This is a genomic window from Phytobacter ursingii, from assembly GCF_001022135.1.
GTDB lineage: Bacteria > Pseudomonadota > Gammaproteobacteria > Enterobacterales > Enterobacteriaceae > Phytobacter > Phytobacter ursingii.
The window spans coordinates 2,233,888-2,250,676 of record NZ_CP011602.1 but is presented as its reverse complement, the minus strand read 5'-3'; the positions used below and the strand labels follow the sequence as shown (position 1 = coordinate 2,250,676).

Sequence of the window (16,789 nt, the reverse complement as noted above, 5' to 3'; positions counted from 1 at the left end):
ATTAATGTTCTCCCATCGCGTGCAGGAATCGGGTCATGCGTTTTAACGCCATCAGCAACAGGATGGTCAGGATTAAACCGGCGATACTCAGTGCGGCAGCAAACGGGAAGTTCATTGATGAGAAGCCCAGTTGATAGACCATCGTGGCGACGGTGCTGACGCGTCCGCCGCCAATCAGTTGCGGTGTGGCAAAGGCGCTAAACGTCCAGGCAAAAGCGGTAGTGAGGCTGGCGACGATGCCGGGGATGGACAGGGGGATCGTTACGGTCAGCAGGGTACGGATTGGCCCTGCACCGAGGCTGCTGGCGGCTTTCTCATAATCCGGATTGATGTGCGATAACGCGGTCGCCAGCATCAACACCATGATCGGCATGGTGACATGCACCAGTGCCAGAACCACGCCGGTTTGCGTAAACATAAACTGAATGGGGGTTGAGATAACACCCAGCGCCAGCAGCAGGCTATTAAGGAAGCCGCTGTTACCCAGCACGATAATCCAGGAATAGGTACGCACCACTTCGCCAAGAAACATCGGCGTAATCGCAATAATCAAAATAGCGGACTTGATCCATAGGGTGCGGGTACGCACCAGCGCATAGGCCAGCGGATAACTCATCAACAGGCCAAAAATAGCGGTTTTGGCGCTCAGCATGACAGTGTTAATAAACGCATCGGCATAGATACTTTTAAACAGACTGTTGAAGTTTGCCAGCGTAAATCCGCCCACGTCGAGCGAACCGGGTATATACGCGCGCACGCTGAATTGCATCACCGCGAGCATCGCGATGACCAACCCGACTGCGGTTAGCGTGGCGGGAATAATGAACCAGGGTAAAAATGTCGGTTTTCTCGTCATAACGTGCTGCCTGAGTAAAGTGCTGCCGGTAGAACCAGGGCGACCCGTAAGCCGCCCGCTAAATCAATGAGACATGATGTTTTCAGAGAACCACTGACGCCACTCGGCGGTTTTCTCCGCACGCAGTTGCGGATCGGTATTGATGGTGGCGTTCCATTGCTCAGGCGTTGTCAGCATGCCCGGCAGTTTCGCCAGTTCAGGATCGATATGCGCATTGGTTACCGTTGGGCTGCCGTGATAAATCTTCGCCACCTGTTCCTGGATTTCGGGCTTGAGAGCAATATTGATAAACCTGTAAGCGAGTTCGCTATGGCGGGTGCCTTTGTTGATCCCAACGGTATCTACGCCCAGAATCGCGCCCTCTTTCGGCATTGCCAGTTTGACGTCCACCCCTTCGGCCATCATGTTGTAGGCGTTCATCGACAGCATGACCTGAACCGGTGTTTCGCCGGTGGAGATGAGTTGCTGGCTATTGGCGTCATCGGTATAGAAGGATTTGATGTTCGGGATCAGCGCTTTGAGCTTCGCCTGGCCTTGCTGCCAGTGGGCCGCATCGGTGCCGGAGAGTTTGGCGGCCACAGCAATAATGTGGCTTGGATCCCAGTCGGGCAGCGCGAGTGTGCCTTTGAGCTCCGGTTTCCACAGATCGTTCCAGCTCGCGAAGGTTTCGCCTTTGGGTACCAAATCCGGACGGTAGCCGATGGTGTAAACGTAGCCCCAGACGCCGAGGTGATAAGGGCTGACTTTAGCCTGTTGCACCAGGTTTGCCGCGTTCGGGATTTTGCTCATATCGAGCTTTTCAAACAGCCCGGAATTAGCATAGAGATAGCCTACGTGCGCAGTGGTGAAAGTCACGTCCGTTTCCGGTGAACCCCCTGCCAGCTTGGCTTTGTTGAGGCGATCAATGGTGCCGCCTGTAACAAACTGCACTTCCACGCCGGTTTCTTTCGTAAAGGCTTTCGCGATGGTCTCATCGATCAAATCTTTAAAGCCGCCGCCCCAGGTGCTGACAATCAGTTTGTCCGCGGCCATCGCATGTCCTGCGCTTAGCACACATGTGGTTAACAACGTTAAGGCACGAATTTTACGCAACATATTCTCATCCCCATTTATGAAATGGCTGTTGTGGCTATCTGAAACCCGGCGCGCCAGAACGGTGCAAACGGTGTTCCCTGGTGTGAAAGCGATAATGACGTGGCGAAGGGATGGCGTAAAACAGCCTTTTCCTCGCCGTTGCATCGGAATTTCTGAGGCTAAAAAAAGCGCTGCTTTGCAACGGATTTTCTTAATCAGTGATAAGGATGAAGAGAAGAAGGGCACAGTAAAAGCAGGGGATTATGCTGTTATTTTTCATTTGGCATGATAAATGCATGAAAATGAGTGCTATTAGAATGACTGGCGCGACATGATCGCGTCGGCGATCTCAGGAGAACCTGCATGCTCAGTCGCATTACCCAGCGTCAGCTGGAATACTTTGTCGCCTCCGGGGAGGCTGGCAGCATCATTGGCGCCTCAGAAAGGATCCATGTTTCATCGCCCTCGATCTCGGCCGCCATCACGCACATCGAATCTGAACTTGGCGTACAGCTCTTTGTGCGCCATCACGCGCAGGGCGTTTCGCTTACCGCCATCGGCCATCAGGTTCTGAAAGAGGCGAAGCTCATTCTGGAGCAGATGTTGAATCTTTATACTATCGCCTCGGAATCCATGAACAATGTGCGTGGCCCGCTACGTGTAGGCTGTCTGGACACGCTGGCCCCGATGTTGACGCCCGAACTGGTCTTCGGCTTTGGACGCGCCTTTCCTGGCGTGCGCATTACGCTTGTCGAAGGCAACCACGAACAGTTGCTCAAACAGTTGCGTACCGCCGATATCGACATCGCACTGACTTATGATTTAGTCCCCGCCAGCGATGTCGCCTTCACATCGCTGGCGCAATTGCCGCCGTATGTGATGGTGGGGGAACATCATCCATTTGCGACGCAGTCGGCGGTGACCATTGAGGATCTGGCGACCATGCCGATGGTCTTGCTGGATATGCCGTGGAGCCGTGAATATTTCCTCGGGCTGTTTAGCGAAGCGGGCGTTACGCCTAATGTGGTGATGCGCTCCAGTAATATGGAAGTGGTGCGCTCGATGGTGGCAAATGGCGTGGGATTTGGCATCGCCAACGTGCGACCAAAAGCGCATCTCTCCCAGGATGGTAAGCGCCTGATTCGCGTACGCCTGGCAGGGTCGAACAGAGCCATGCAACTGGGTTACGCTACCGCGGCCCATACCCAGCACTCAATGGTGGTTAACGCCTTTGCTGAGCGCTGCCGTGTTTTTATCTCCGATCAGTATATTCCCGGCATGGCGGCGCCGAGTTATTTCGATCCGCAGGTGGTGCGGGTGGCGTGACGCCGGGCGTGGCGACAACTTAGTAGCCACGCTCCGGAAATACCTGCCCGTTGACCGGTTCGCCGCGTGCGGCGCGCTGGATGTTGTCTGCAACCTGTTGTGCGGCGCTGGCTGGAATGGCGACCGAGGCAAGATGTGGCGTGATAAGGACGTTATCCATGCGCCATAACGGATCGTCTGGCGGCAGCGGCTCGCGATCAAACACATCCAGTGTGGCCTGGGCAATCTGCCCCGCGCGCAAGGCCTCAGTCAGTGCCGCCTGATCGACAATCGCACCACGCGACACATTGATAAACGCCGCGCCTGCGGGGAGGCGGGACAGCCGTTCAGCGCTAAGCAGGCCCGCCGTCTGCGGCGTGAGAGGCAGCATGACCACCAGAATGTCGCTCTGGCTGAGAAAATCATTCAGCGACGTCAGTCCGCTGCAACACTGAATACCCGCGATCGCTTTTGGCGTACGCGACCAGCCGCGCACGTCGAAACCCTGTCGTGCCAGTTCCTGGGCCGTATACGCACCCAGTTCCCCCAATCCCAACACCCCGACGCGGATGCCGGAAGGACTACGCGGATGCAGGTAATGCCAGCGCTGCTCACGCTGCGCGCGCTCGAATGCCGGGATATCGCGCGCGTAGCGCAGAACGGCAAAAAGCACGTAACCGGCCATCATACGTGACATATCCGGGTCGGACAGACGAACAATCGGAATGGCCGGCAGATCGTCGCGCCCCACCAGTGAATCGACCCCCGCGCCGAGATTAACCAGCAGCTTGAGATTGCGATACGGCGCAAAGAATCCGTATGGCGGTTTCCATGCCAGCGCATAGTGCACATCATCAGGATGTTGCACTGTTTCGGCGCGGCAAATTCTCACGCCGGGCAAATGTGGCGCAAGTAAGGCCGACCACGCGTCAAAACTATCGAATTCGCTGTAAAACACTAAGGTACTCATGCGCTGTGCGCCTCCATCAGCGTGACCACTGCATCAATTGCCAGCTCGTAACCCACCGCGCCCAGTCCGGCAATCACCCCGGTTGCTGCTTTCGATATCAGAGAGTGGTGGCGGAACGGCTCGCGCTTCCAGATGTTGCTCATATGCGTTTCAATGATCGGGCCGTCAAACATCAGCAAAGCATCAAGAATGGGCACGGAACGGTAGGTCAAACCTGCGGCGTTGATGATTAACCCTGACGCGTGCTGACGTGCTTCCTGAATCCAGTCAACCAATACGCCCTCGTGATTGCTCTGGCGAAAATGCAACACCACGCCGTGTGTCCCGGCGCGGCGCTGGCAGCGCTCCCCGAGACTGACAAAACTTTCGCTGCCGTACGTGCCGCTTTTATCCAGCCCATATAAATTGGCGTTCGGCCCATTAAGAAAATAGATCTGCGGTGACATGTTCACTCCTGATTAAACGTGCGGATGCGTGGCGGTCATCGCCGGATGCGCAGCGAAGAGGGCGAACCATGCGGCGGTCAGCGGGTGGCCGGCACGCCAGTTGAGTTCGGCAAAGCGAAAGTCGAGATAACCGAGCGCGCAGCCGATGGCAATGAGCCCGATATTGTCGGGTTGTTCACTAAACGTGCTGACCTCGCTTTCAATCTGCGACAGTGCCGCGGCGACTTTTTTCAGTTGCGCGTCGGCCCAGCCCTGCCACTGTTTCTCGGGCGGGCGTGCTGTGAACTCGTAGCGCGCCAGTAATGCGGCATCGATAATGCCGTCGCCCAGCGCCTGCCATGCCAGACTCCTCCAGCGCGCATCTGCGTTTTTCGGGTATAAATGGCCCTGCGCACGCGCGTTGAGGTATTCACAAATGACCCGGCTGTCATAGAGACAGAGCCCCTCTTCGGTACGCAGTGCCGGGACTTTTGCCAGGGGATTAAACAGAGCGATACGTTCATCGCGCACGACAGGATGCGCGGCAGAATCGAGCCGTTCTATTTCCCCGTTAAGACCCAGTACGTTTGCGCACACCATCACTTTGCGAACATAGGCGGACGTGCTGGCAAAAAAGAGTTGCATCATGGCGCCACCTCCAGCAGTACTTTACCGATATTAGCGTTGGCTTCCAGAATGCGATGGGCCTCGGCGGCCTGTGCTAAGGGCAGGGTTTGATAAATGCGTGGCGCGATTTTGCCTGCGGCGATCAGGGGCAGCAGATGTTTACTGATGCACTGCGCCAGGCGCATTTTCTCTGCCAGGCTTTTGGGTCGCAGGGTGGAAGAGGTCAGACTCAGGCCTTTGCGCATCACCTGTTGCAGGTCCAGTTCAATCGTTGCGCCCTGCATAAATGAGAGACTGACGTGGCGCCCGCCCGGCGCTAACACACTCAGATTGCGTGCCACATAATCGCCCCCCACGTTATCCTGTACCACATCCACACCACGTCCCCCGGTTGCCGTCAGAACGACGTCGACGAAATCTTCGTCGTGGCGGTTGATGGCGCGCCAGACCCCCAGTTGTTGCAGCGCGGTAATTTTTTCCGCGCCGCCCGCGGTGGCCATGACGCGCGCTCCGCACGCCTGCGCGCATTGAATGGCAAATGTTCCTACGCCGCTGGCTGCCCCGTGAATCAGTACGGTTTCGCCGGGTTGCAAACGCCCCAGTTCAAACAGGTTATGCCACACGGTAAAGGCCGCTTCCGGCACGCCTGCCGCCTGCGTAAGAGGCAGATTTTCCGGAACGGAAAGACAGAGTTCGGCGCGCGCCACGCAGTAATCTGCATACCCCCCGCCATTGAGCAATGCCATGACCGACGAACCTGGCGCGGGGAATTCAACGCCCGCGCCCAGCGCGATAACGGTACCTGAGACCTCCAGCCCCAGCACATCGGTGACACCTGGCGGTAAAGGCGTGCCGTTGCGTTGCAGGATATCGGGGCGATTGACGCCCGCACCGGTCACGCGAATCAGCACTTCACCGGCGCCTGGCATCGGTATCGGGCGCTGCACCTGTTCCAGGACCTCCGGTCCCCCCGGTCGGCACGCAATAATGGCATTCATCATTTCAGGGATCATCCGCGTTTATCCTGCTCTGTCGCGCTAAACGCGCATACGCCTTCGTCATCAACATTCACCCCCACCAGAGACCCGACAGGCCAGCGTGTCAGCGAGTGAAGACCGGACTGGCGCGCAAACAGCGTGGCGCTGCCCAGCGCGGGCACATCGAGATGCACATCGACATGATCGCCCTGAAAAACATGCGCAATCACCGTGGCGCTGAGCAGTGAATGCGGGCCCAGGGCTGCCAGTTGAATATTTTCCGGGCGCACAAACACATCAAGGCGTTCGCCAATCGAGGCATGGACACGTTCCGCTGGCAGGCGTAGCACGTTACCGCCCAGATCCAGCATCGCCGTGCTATCGCGACCGGCGTAGCGACCCGGCAAAATATTCACATCGCCTACAAACCCGGCGACAAAGGGATCCTGCGGACGACGATAAATCTCATCCGGCGTGCCGATCTGGCGTACATGTCCCGCCGACATCACCACCACACGATCGCTCATGCTCAGCGCTTCGCCCTGATCGTGTGTCACGAAGACGGTGGTGACGCCAAGCTTGCGTTGAATCGCTTTCAACTCAACCTGCATCGACAGCCGCAGATTTTTATCCAGCGCGGAGAACGGCTCATCAAGCAGCAGGACTTTGGGACGGATCACCAGCGCGCGCGCCAGCGCGACACGCTGCTGCTGACCGCCAGACAGTTCACGTGGTTTGCGATGGCCGTAACCGGCAAGCTTCACCAGCGCCAGGGCCTGCTCAACGCGCTCAGCGATGTCGGCTTTGGGCACACCACGCATGCGCAGACCGTAGCCCACGTTCTTCTCGACCGTCATATGCGGGAACAGCGCGTAGTTCTGAAACACGATGCCGATTTCACGCTGCCAGGGTGGGGTATCGGTCACCAGATCGCCATCTATAAAGATTTCGCCGCCATCCGCTTCGGCGAAACCCGCCATCAGGTTCAACAACGTGGTTTTGCCGCAGCCTGACGGGCCGAGCAGGGTAATAAATTCGCCTTCTTCAATCATCAGGGAAATCTTGTGTAGGGCAATGGCGTCGCCAAAGCGTTTGAGCACGCCATCGAGTCGTACGGCAACATGCGTGTTGTTCACGTCGGGTTGCAGCGTTGGGGGCTGCGGGAACAGGGTGACTTCTGCACTAACCATGTAATCTCCAGAAATGGGCTATCGAATGCCTGAAACCAGCATACGGGTTAAACGTCTGTCGCGCGGTTAGTGCTTCCCGAAGCTGGCGTTTGGAAAAGTTAAAGCAGAAAGACAGTGAAACGAGCGGAAGAAGGGCGGCCGCTGTCCGCCCTGAACAGAAGGGAATCGCACTGAATAGCATTCGGTGATGTTACGTTTTTTGACACATCCACGCGGCAAGACGACGCAGCAGGGCATCGCAGGCGTTTAACTGTTCGACCGTAATGAATTCATCCGGTTTATGGCCTTGCGCCATGCTGCCTGGCCCACATATCACGCTGGGGATGCCGACCTGATGGAATAATCCGCCTTCCGTACCGAATGCGACAGTACTGAACCTTTCGGAGCCGGTGAGATGGGCAATCAGCCGTGCGGCGGCGCTTTGCGCGGGGGTGTACAAACCGGGATAACCGCTGATGGGATAAAAACGGATCGTCGCGTCGCGACTGACGGCCTGCATGTCGGGCAGAAGCTCGCGCTGTGCGTAATGTTCCAGTTCCCGGGCCACCTCCTGCGCATCGTCCTGCGGCAATGTGCGCACTTCAAAGTCAAACGTACACTCGGCGGGCACGATATTCAGCGCCCGGCCGCCCTGAATCAGACCCGTTTGTACCGTGGTAAACGGCGGATCAAAACGCGCATCATGATGTTCCGGCGCAGCCAGACGCTGACCTATGCGCGTAAGGCGGTGGATGAGCTTTGCCGCATACTCGATGGCATTAACGCCCTGTGGTGCATAAGCTGAATGGCAGGCGGCGCCCTGGACTTCACAGCGCACGCCGAGTTTGCCTTTGTGACCGAGAACAGGCTGCAATTGTGTGGGTTCGCCGATAAGGCAGATATCGGGCTTTTCCGCGCGACGGGAGAGCGCATCCAGCAGCGTACGCACGCCGAGGCAGCCGACTTCTTCATCATAAGAAATTGCCAGATGCAGCGGTTGCGCCAGTGGCTGCGCAAGAAAGTAGGGGACGGCTGCGAGGATGCAAGCAATAAAGCCTTTCATGTCCGCCGTGCCGCGACCATACAGTTTGCCGTCGCGCTCAGTCAGGGTGAAAGGGGGAACGCTCCAGTTCTGCCCGTCAACGGGAACCACATCGCTGTGACCAGAGAGCATAACGCCGCCCGGTCCCGGCGGGCCAAGTCGCGCATAGAGATTGGCTTTACTACGCTCAGCGTTATGAATGCGCTCATAGTTAACGCCGAGCCCGGTTAAGTAGCCGCCGATAAAGTCGATCAGCGCCAGATTAGATTCACGGCTGGTGGTATCAAACGCCACCAGCTGTTCCAGCATTTCACGGCTGGTCATCATCAGACCTCCTTGCACTTACTCGTCGCCGGGCACGCCGTAACCCGGCGCGCTACGCGGATCAAGCGCTCGCGTTAAATAGTCCTGCATCTGGGGTTGATAAGCGCGCCAGAGTTTGCCGAGTTCATCAATGGGATCGGCGTCTGTCCAGTCGACGCGCAAATCAACTATCGGCCAGACGTGAGAATCGACAATCGACAGCGCTGATGAATGTACCGGGCCTGCTTCTCCGCCTGCGGCAAGACCCGCCTGCATTGCAGCAATGAGCCTGTCAGCCAGATGCCCGGTTTGCTGTTCGAACGCGTTTATCATCGCGACAATGACGTTCGGATCCGCGAGCAGATTACCCGCCGCCACGCAGTTATCACCGTTCAGGGCGTTGTGGACGCCGAGCGTTTTGTCGCCGCTGTAGAAAGCGCTTTCTCCTCCGGCCGTCATCACGGTGACCTGTCGGTAGGTAAAATAATCATCCGTGCTCAGCCCCGCCTTTAGCGCCGTTTCAGCACTATCACCCTGTTGCAGTCTTTCAAGAATACGCGGTCCCAGCGCCGGTAAGGTGATGTTTTGGGTTGATACCGCGCCCACCTTGCTACGTAGCCACGGGCAGCGCGCCCCCACCGCAATACTGGAAGAACTAATGGCAATGCCTATCTGACCGGTCTGCGCGCAGCGACCAATAATCGATAATGTCATGCTCTTACTCTCCCGTTGGTGATGGCCAGTTATCGGGAATCACCGCGATAACATCGATTTCCATCAGCCACTGTGGCTGACCCAATGCGGAAATGACCAGCCCGGTTGAGATGGGAAACACCCCCTTGAGCCATTTGCCGACAACTTGATAAACCGGCTCGCGATAACGGGGATCGATGATATAGGTGGTCGTTTTGACGATGTGTGAAAGGTCACTGCCTGCCTCTTCCAGAAGCTGTTTTACGTTCTTCATCGCTTGTTCAGCCTGGGCGGCCGGGTCGCCAAGCCCGACCAGGTTACCATCAAAATCGGTACCAATCTGGCCCCGAACGTACACGGTATTGCCGGCACGAACTGCCTGACACAGATCGTTATCCAGTGACTGATTCGGGTAGGTGTCTTTGGTATTGAATTTGCGAATGCGGGTATGTGTGCTCATCGTTGCCTGCCAGTAAAGGGGTTCCCCGCAAGGTATACCTTCTCAGGCAAAACAAACAAAACAGCATAATCCGAGGCTTTAGTTTAGAAAATGCGAACAGGCCTCCAGGCCCGCCTGGCGTCAGGGCGCGAGTGACTGCCCTTCAAGGGTTGTTGCGCGTCTGATGGGGATGAGCAAAGGCAGAATGCAAAGCACCAGTAGGGCGACAAGCATTAAGGTCTGTTGTACGCCCATCACATCACCTGCCATACCGTAGATGACGGGCATCAGGGCGCCGCAACCGAGCGAGGCGGTATAAAAAATCGCAAACGCGCGGGTTTGCTGTTGCGGGCGGGATAACTCGGCAACGCTACCATACAGAATCGAGGACGTTCCGTTCAGCGCCACACCTAACGGAATCAGCAATAACCAGGTGACTTGCAGCGGGGCAAATGCCATCCCCAGCACGATGGCGGAGGTGATTATCTCACTGGCCGCGACGCTTTTGATCACGCCGAGCCGGGTTGACAGTATTCCGCAAACCAGTTTACCGAATGCCCCGCCAATAAAGATTAATGTCAACGCAAGGCCTATTTGCGTCGCCGAAGCGCCGCGTGAGGCCATCAAAAAAGGCAGGAATGTCAGGGTGCCCGTGCGCGTTGCACTATCAATACTCCCGATCACGCATAACGCGGTGAATGCCCTTCGGCGCAGCGGTTCGGGGAGTTTCATCGCCGGCTGCTGAGGCTTGTCGTGGTGCGTTGCTTTGGCGGCGAGAGGCTCCACTTGCGCGGGTTTGCTATCTCCAGGCAGTAACAGGTACAGGCCAAGGGTGACGAGGAAGCCAAAGAGAGCAATCCATTGCAGGGCGCTGCCCCAGGCGATGATAAGCAGGCAGGCCGATAGTGTGCCGGGAATTACCCCTTTGCCGACATCGCCAAAGAAATTGTAGGTGCTCAGCGCAATACGGGCGTGCCTGGGGGAATAATAGTGCGTAATAAAACTCGATGACAGAGGATGCTGGACGCTGGCACCCAGACCGCCGATGACAATCAGTATCATGAGCTGTATCAACGTTGATGAGGTGCCGTAGAGGAGCAGTGCGACGGTCAACAGCAGGGTGCCAGCCATTAATACTCTGCGTTCGCCGTACTTTCGGCCTAATTCTCCTGCGGGGATCTGAAAGGCTGACATCGTGCCGGAAAACAGCATCTTAAGCAGGCCTGTCTGCGCCATGGAAAGCCCAAACTGCTGCTGCCAGAGAGCAAAAAGGACATAGTGCAGGTCGGTGGCACCATCATGGAAAAGGTGAGCAAGACTGGTTGCGCCCAGGACTTTACGGCTTTGCCTCTTTTCGACGGTAGCCGGATGCGTGTTATCGGGGGAACCGGACGTCAGACCCATTCATGTGCTCCAGGAATTAAACGAGTATCTTTACCTTAAATTTTCCCTGCGGGGAATAGCGTGTATGTAAGTTTTTTGGCGCTGTATCTATCTCAATAATACCTTTCGGCGCATTTATGAAATGCAGGAGTTGTTTAATGAGAGAGACTTTTATGTATATTCGTTATCAGTCTTTAAATATAGTGCTTATATCAATTTAAATATAAACAAGACGGGCTATTTGATTTTAGCACGCTAACTTAGCCGTGTCGGTTCACTTATCGCCGTGACATTATCCTCGACAGACAAATTTACGGCGTATGCAGGGATTGTTGCGCAACATACAGATTCGATGACTACGAGGATTTTCTGAGAGCATTGCATGAGTAAATGTCAGTTTCACAGAGATCGCCTGATATTGTTAAGATGCTGGTTCCTGTTTTGTTTTGCCTTTTCTGGTGACATACTATGAGCCTTTGTGATTGGACAGATTTCTGAATGCGCTGCTGTTTTTTTAGTTGCATGTATGGGTAAGCAACATGAAGAAAAAGAAATTTTATTTATCACTGGTTATAACGGTTGCTTTCCTCATTGTTTCTGTGTTACTGACCTTCCAGGTTTTGTCAGCGCGAACTCAGACGATAAATGAGCTTAATATAAATGTCATCAATTTAAGCCGCACGCTTGATACTTATTCGGAAGGTGTTATTCGTCAAGGTGAAATGATTATAAAAACCATATCCAGTATGACGGAAATATATGGAATAAAACAACCAGAACTTGGACGCATAAGAACACTTCTGTCGGATCAAACAACGTTTATTGAACAACTTAATAATATTGTCATCTATGATGACAAAGGAAATCAAATTCTTGCCATGCGTGATATCCCCAAAGGCAGGCGAAATGGCGCAGATAGATCGTTCTTTATTTATCACCGTAACAACGTATCTAAAGATATTTTTATTGGCCCTCCGGTTATTAGTCGAACGACGGGCAAATGGGTTATTACCATCAGCAGAAGGCTGGAAGATGATAACATGACGTTCAGAGGGGTAGTGGTTTTAACGCTGAACGTTGAAAATTTTCTCGAAACATACGGTAAATTAGATATGGGGAAGAATGGATCTATCTCGCTCATTAGCGATTCAGGCACGCTTATGATTCGTTTCCCTTTTAATGAAAATTATATCGGTAAGGCATTTTCTGATTCGCTGCTGTTTACGACTTATCTCAAAAAAAGTGACTCAGGAACGGCAACCGTTATTTCTCGTGTTGACCATATTGAACGCATTTTCGCTTTTCAGAAAAATAAGCGCTATGGGTTAGTCACGACGGTTGCGGTCAGTACAGATGAAGCCTTGAATTCATGGAGACATCATGCTGAGATTCTGGGCGCGATAGTGATATTTCTTATTGGATGTGCCATTTTTTCAGGGAGTTATGTTTTTAAAGAAATCAGCAGGCGTGTGCAACTTAACAAAGAACTCGCCAATGCCAAAGAGTCCTTGATGTCTGCCAACGCACAATTAAAAGAGATGGCCTCTGTTGATAGTCTGACAGGCCTGGCTAATCGCAGGGAGTTTGATCATATTTTTCCGAAAACAATTCAAACGTGTGCAAAGAATAAAAAATCGATATCGTTGTTACTGATTGATATCGATTTTTTTAAAAATTACAATGATAAATATGGACATCTGGACGGTGATAACTGTTTACGCAATGTGGCTGCTATAATAAAACGGAGTTTAGCAGAGCTAAATGCCGTAGCCGCCCGATACGGTGGCGAAGAGTTTGTCGTTATCTTACCAGAAGCAGAACTGGAATTAGCGAAGAAGATTGCTGAAACCATTACCCATAATATAATCAATGAAAAATTAATCCATGAGGCCAGCCCTTTTGGCGTAGTGAGCGTCAGCACGGGTGTTTCACATGCGCGTGCGGCAGACCTTGATGATGACGGGACCTCGCTTATTGAAAGTGCCGATACGGCACTTTATCGTGCAAAATTTTGCGGGCGCAACCAGGTTAGCATTATTTGACAGCGTCTTACCGATACGCTTTTTTGTGAAACGTTTTGTCAATGGCATTGTGTAAAGAGATTAACGATGTGTGCCCGTGACGCGATTGACCTCAAGCCCGCTATAACGCTTATCCTTCACCCACAGACGATACTGTCCCGGTGTGCGATGATAATGTTCCCGAAACGCACGGCAGAATGTGGACTGCTCCCGGTAACCCATTTGCATTGCAATTTCAGTGATTGAGCGATTGGTATCATGAAGTAAATCGCGGGCAATCACCATTTTTCGATATCGTATATATACGCCAGGCGACATACCCGTAACTTTTTTAAATCCCCGCTGAAAATGCCATGCAGAATAACCTGATTTTTGTGCCAGGGCGCTGAGTGGCAGAGGCGTTGCGATATTACATTCTATCCAGTCGAGAATATCCTTTATCGTTAGTCTCATCAGGCACAATGCGCTTTCCTTTGTCATTTCAATACCTTTTTATTGGCGAAGTCAGGGGGGAACCGTTGTCATAAAACAGCGCCCCCGACTAAAAGAATAATGGCTTAACCGGGCGCAGTGACACGCAGTCACTGCGCCTGTTTATTGCATCAACAATCTTCAATAATTAAATAGACCGCGTTCAATGGCCCATGAACCCCAACGACCTTAATAAGTTCAATATCTGCCGTCGAGCTTGGTCCGGCGATGAGATTGATACAGGAGGGCAGGGGTTCACCTGATTGTTCTCTCTGACGGAGGATTTCAGCCAGTTGCGTGACGCCAGGCAGTAACCGGCTTTTGTAGACAACAAACAACGTCGTCGGGGGAAGCAGGCTGATGGCTCGTCCTTGCCAGGGCGAGGAAAACAGAACCACGCCCCCTGTTTCACACAGGCCGTATTCGGCAAAGACCACGCCAATATTGGCCCCAGCGGCTATGCGCAGGTTGTCTTCTCTTCCCGGCGAGGCCCAGCAATTCGCCGGGAATGACCTCTGCAAGTGTGCAGTGATGCCTGTTTTTGCCAGTCGGGCGTCGCCGCTTATCAGTATCGGGCCGCCGCCATACTGGTTACAGAGACCTTCTGCGACCTGTGAGAGGTCTGCAAGAGGGGCCAGTTCGCAGTGGACCTGCATCATCTGTGAGGCAAATTCCATGAAACTGTCGCAAGGTTGCTCTGCTATTTTTTCGGCATAACGGCTTCTCAGCGGCGCAGAGTGCGTAACGGGCAATGGCTCAGGGAGTTGACGTGGCTCGCGGCCGAGCTGCCGGGCAATGTGCTGCATGAAGGCATCGCGGTTTTCCATTATGCATCCTCCCCATTTTTGCGCTGCTTTTGATGTGTTTTGAACCAACTGCGGAAACTCTCTCCATCCGCCTGTGGCAGATCCCGGGTTTGCGTCCACTTGCGGATTGCGGCAATGCTAAAGGGCATCTTCCCGTTGCGAATCATCAGCTGTGCCGCACGTGCGCCTGCCACCATCCCTACCTTCCACAGGGTGTGATGCTGGTTAGCGTAATTGAACAGATGCACTGTGTGACGTTCCATCGCGGGCGTCATGCCGCTTTCAGCCAGCGTACGGCGGTGCTCAAGAATTAATGAAGATAAGGGAATACGAACCGGGCAGACGTCATCACAGGCTGTGCATAACGAACAGGCATAGGGCAGGTTTTTGAAATCCTCATAGCCACCGAGCAGCGGCGAGAGCACCGCGCCAACAGGGCCGGGATAAATCGAACCGTAGCCGTGCCCGCCAATATGACGGTAGGCAGGACAGGTATTCATGCAGGCGCCGCAGCGTATACAACGCAAGATATCCTGAAAAGCAGACCCCAGCACTCGCGAACGACCATTGTCGACGATCACCAGATGGAGCTCCTCGGGGCCGTCACTTTCCGTCTGAGCGCCGGGGCCAGTAAGCCAGGTATTGTAGCCGGTCAGGCGGGCGCCCACGGCGCTGCGTGCCAGCATGGTCAGAATGATGTCCAGCTCTGCAAATGAGGGAACCACGCGCTCCATACCCATCACGGCAATGTGTGTTCGCGGCACAGTGGTACAGAGCCGGGCATTGCCCTCGTTGCTCACCAGGCTAAGTGTGCCGCTTTCCGCGACCGCAAAATTGCAACCGGTAATGCCGATATCGGCGTTAAGGAAATCTTCGCGGATCTTCTGTCGAATAAAGCGTGTCATCGCTTCCGGGGTTTCGGCACCCTCGTAGCCCAGTTTCTCCCGCAGGATACGCTGAATTTGATGGCGATCTTTGTGTATCGCCGGGACAACCACATGCGAAGGGGCATCTTTGGCCAGTTGCAAAATATACTCGCCCAGATCGGTCTCCACGACCTCAATGCCTGCCGTTTCCAGCGCGGCATTCATCCCGATCTCTTCGGTCACCATCGATTTCGATTTAACGATTTTGCGAGCGTGTTTCTGCTGCGCAATTTGCACAATGTAGCGGGTGGCATCTTCTCGTGTGTTGGCAAAAAAAACGGTGCCGCCATTCGCGGTGACCTTTTCACTCAATTGATAGAGATAGGCATCCAGATTCTCAAGAACATGGGCGCGAATCTCTGCGGCGCGGGAACGCCAGGCGGGCCAGTTCTCAAGCTCATCGATCATTTTCTGGCGATTAATGCCAATGCGATCCTGCGCGTTCGCGACAGCGTGGCGCATGACCGGATCGTCGATTTGCTGTTGTACCCGATCGTAAAACGGGAGGTTACTGGTTTTAAGAAACATATTGCCTCCTTAGCGGCTCATCAGCACATCGGCGATGTGAAGTACGCGGACGGGGTGGCCTTCTCGCTGCAAGCGACCGCCAATATTAATCAGGCAACTGGCATCTGCGCCGATCAGATAATCCGGCCTGGCTTCCATAAGATGCATCACCTTTTCCTTCACCATCTCCCCGGAGATCTCTGCCATTTTGACCGAGAAAGTGCCGCCAAAACCGCAGCAGGTTTCCTGGTCGCTAAAAGGGATGATTTCCAGTTCACGAACTTCACGTAACAGGGCCAGTGGTTCATCGCGAACGCCAAGCTTGCGAAACAGACTGCACGAAGGATGGTAGACAGCCCGTCCTGGCAGGCGCGCACCGACGTCCGTCACGCCAAGCTGGTTAACGATAAACGAGGTCAGATCAACCATCCGGCTGGCAACGTTCGCCGCGCGCATTGCCCATTCGGGTTCATCGCGTAGCCAGTCCTGATAGTGGCGAATGGCATTCATACACGACCCGGCGGGAGAGATAATGGGATAGTCATTGAACTCAAGTGCGGTAATCTGTGCTTTCATGCCCGGCAAGGCATCGGTAATGTAGCCGCTATTGATTGCCGGTTGCCCACAACACCCCTGATGTTCAGGAAACTGGACGCAACAACCCAGTTGTTCGAGCAACAGAACACTGTTTTTTGCCATGCGTGATTTAAGCGCGTCGCCAATGCAGGTTACAAAGAAATTCACGTTCATATTATTTTGCTTCCGGAAAATGTCATGACTCGCGTCTTTATTAAA

18 protein-coding genes are annotated in these 16,789 nt (G+C 54.2%); 3 read left to right on the top strand and 15 right to left on the bottom strand.

Annotated features, from left to right (window positions below):
- Nucleotide 1 precedes the first annotated feature (1 nt).
- A complete protein-coding gene (locus tag AB182_RS14055; RefSeq protein WP_047370636.1) occupies nt 2–856 on the bottom strand; it encodes an ABC transporter permease in 855 nt (284 codons plus the stop codon).
- A 63-nt stretch (nt 857–919) separates the two neighbouring features.
- A complete protein-coding gene (locus AB182_RS14050) occupies nt 920–1,951 on the bottom strand; it encodes an ABC transporter substrate-binding protein (RefSeq protein WP_047370635.1) in 1,032 nt (343 codons plus the stop codon).
- Nucleotides 1,952–1,967: 16 nt separating this feature from the next.
- Between AB182_RS14050 and AB182_RS32625 the strand changes: the two genes are divergently transcribed.
- Both AB182_RS32625 and AB182_RS14040 read left to right on the top strand, forming a co-directional pair.
- Nucleotides 1,968–2,219, top strand: coding sequence for a hypothetical protein (locus tag AB182_RS32625; protein WP_047370634.1), 252 nt, complete (start codon nt 1,968–1,970; stop codon nt 2,217–2,219).
- Between the two features lie 74 nt (nt 2,220–2,293).
- Complete coding sequence (locus AB182_RS14040) at nt 2,294–3,256, top strand: LysR family transcriptional regulator (protein ID WP_047370633.1); 963 nt, start codon at nt 2,294–2,296, stop codon at nt 3,254–3,256.
- Nucleotides 3,257–3,275: 19 nt separating this feature from the next.
- On the opposite strand, the gene AB182_RS14035 is transcribed toward AB182_RS14040, so the two are convergent.
- The 9 genes from AB182_RS14035 to AB182_RS13995 form a co-directional block, all read right to left on the bottom strand.
- Entirely contained in the window at nt 3,276–4,205 is a 930-nt protein-coding gene (locus AB182_RS14035; protein WP_047370632.1) for a 2-hydroxyacid dehydrogenase, read from the bottom strand.
- Complete coding sequence (locus AB182_RS14030) at nt 4,202–4,651, bottom strand: type II 3-dehydroquinate dehydratase (RefSeq protein WP_047370631.1); 450 nt, start codon at nt 4,649–4,651, stop codon at nt 4,202–4,204. Before AB182_RS14030 ends, AB182_RS14035 begins: the two co-directional genes overlap by 4 nt.
- A 12-nt stretch (nt 4,652–4,663) precedes the next feature.
- Nucleotides 4,664–5,278 (bottom strand): glutathione S-transferase, encoded by a 615-nt coding sequence (locus AB182_RS14025; RefSeq protein WP_047370630.1) that lies wholly within the window; start codon nt 5,276–5,278, stop codon nt 4,664–4,666.
- Nucleotides 5,275–6,270, bottom strand: a complete 996-nt coding sequence (locus AB182_RS14020; protein ID WP_047370629.1) for an NAD(P)H-quinone oxidoreductase — start codon at nt 6,268–6,270, stop codon at nt 5,275–5,277. The genes AB182_RS14025 and AB182_RS14020 overlap by 4 nt, the downstream gene beginning before the upstream one ends.
- On the bottom strand, nt 6,267–7,424 hold the full coding sequence (locus AB182_RS14015; protein ID WP_047370628.1) for an ABC transporter ATP-binding protein: 1,158 nt from the start codon (nt 7,422–7,424) through the stop codon (nt 6,267–6,269). The genes AB182_RS14020 and AB182_RS14015 overlap by 4 nt, the downstream gene beginning before the upstream one ends.
- Before the next feature lie 190 nt (nt 7,425–7,614).
- The gene (gene argE / locus AB182_RS14010; RefSeq protein WP_082137053.1) at nt 7,615–8,772 is read right to left on the bottom strand and encodes an acetylornithine deacetylase; all 1,158 of its coding nucleotides are present in this window, start codon (nt 8,770–8,772) and stop codon (nt 7,615–7,617) included.
- A 15-nt stretch (nt 8,773–8,787) separates the two neighbouring features.
- Entirely contained in the window at nt 8,788–9,462 is a 675-nt protein-coding gene (locus AB182_RS14005) for a DUF1028 domain-containing protein (protein WP_047370626.1), read from the bottom strand.
- Nucleotides 9,463–9,466: 4 nt separating this feature from the next.
- Nucleotides 9,467–9,901, bottom strand: coding sequence for a RidA family protein (locus AB182_RS14000; protein ID WP_047370625.1), 435 nt, complete (start codon nt 9,899–9,901; stop codon nt 9,467–9,469).
- Between the two features lie 120 nt (nt 9,902–10,021).
- The gene (locus tag AB182_RS13995) at nt 10,022–11,284 is read right to left on the bottom strand and encodes an MFS transporter (RefSeq protein ID WP_047370624.1); all 1,263 of its coding nucleotides are present in this window, start codon (nt 11,282–11,284) and stop codon (nt 10,022–10,024) included.
- Nucleotides 11,285–11,802: 518 nt separating this feature from the next.
- On the opposite strand from AB182_RS13995, the gene AB182_RS13990 reads away from it, so the two are divergent.
- A complete protein-coding gene (locus AB182_RS13990) occupies nt 11,803–13,305 on the top strand; it encodes a sensor domain-containing diguanylate cyclase (RefSeq protein WP_047370623.1) in 1,503 nt (500 codons plus the stop codon).
- Nucleotides 13,306–13,365: 60 nt separating this feature from the next.
- Here AB182_RS13990 and AB182_RS13985 read toward each other — a convergent pair whose 3' ends face one another.
- From AB182_RS13985 to AB182_RS13970, 4 genes are all read right to left on the bottom strand, one after another.
- Nucleotides 13,366–13,764 (bottom strand): helix-turn-helix transcriptional regulator, encoded by a 399-nt coding sequence (locus tag AB182_RS13985; protein ID WP_052958834.1) that lies wholly within the window; start codon nt 13,762–13,764, stop codon nt 13,366–13,368.
- Nucleotides 13,765–13,886: 122 nt separating this feature from the next.
- Entirely contained in the window at nt 13,887–14,582 is a 696-nt protein-coding gene (locus AB182_RS13980) for a LutC/YkgG family protein (protein ID WP_047370622.1), read from the bottom strand.
- On the bottom strand, nt 14,582–16,015 hold the full coding sequence (locus AB182_RS13975; RefSeq protein WP_047370621.1) for a LutB/LldF family L-lactate oxidation iron-sulfur protein: 1,434 nt from the start codon (nt 16,013–16,015) through the stop codon (nt 14,582–14,584). The genes AB182_RS13980 and AB182_RS13975 overlap by 1 nt, the downstream gene beginning before the upstream one ends.
- Nucleotides 16,016–16,024: 9 nt before the next feature.
- The gene (locus AB182_RS13970; RefSeq protein WP_047370620.1) at nt 16,025–16,744 is read right to left on the bottom strand and encodes a (Fe-S)-binding protein; all 720 of its coding nucleotides are present in this window, start codon (nt 16,742–16,744) and stop codon (nt 16,025–16,027) included.
- Between the last annotated feature and the right edge of the window lie 45 nt (nt 16,745–16,789).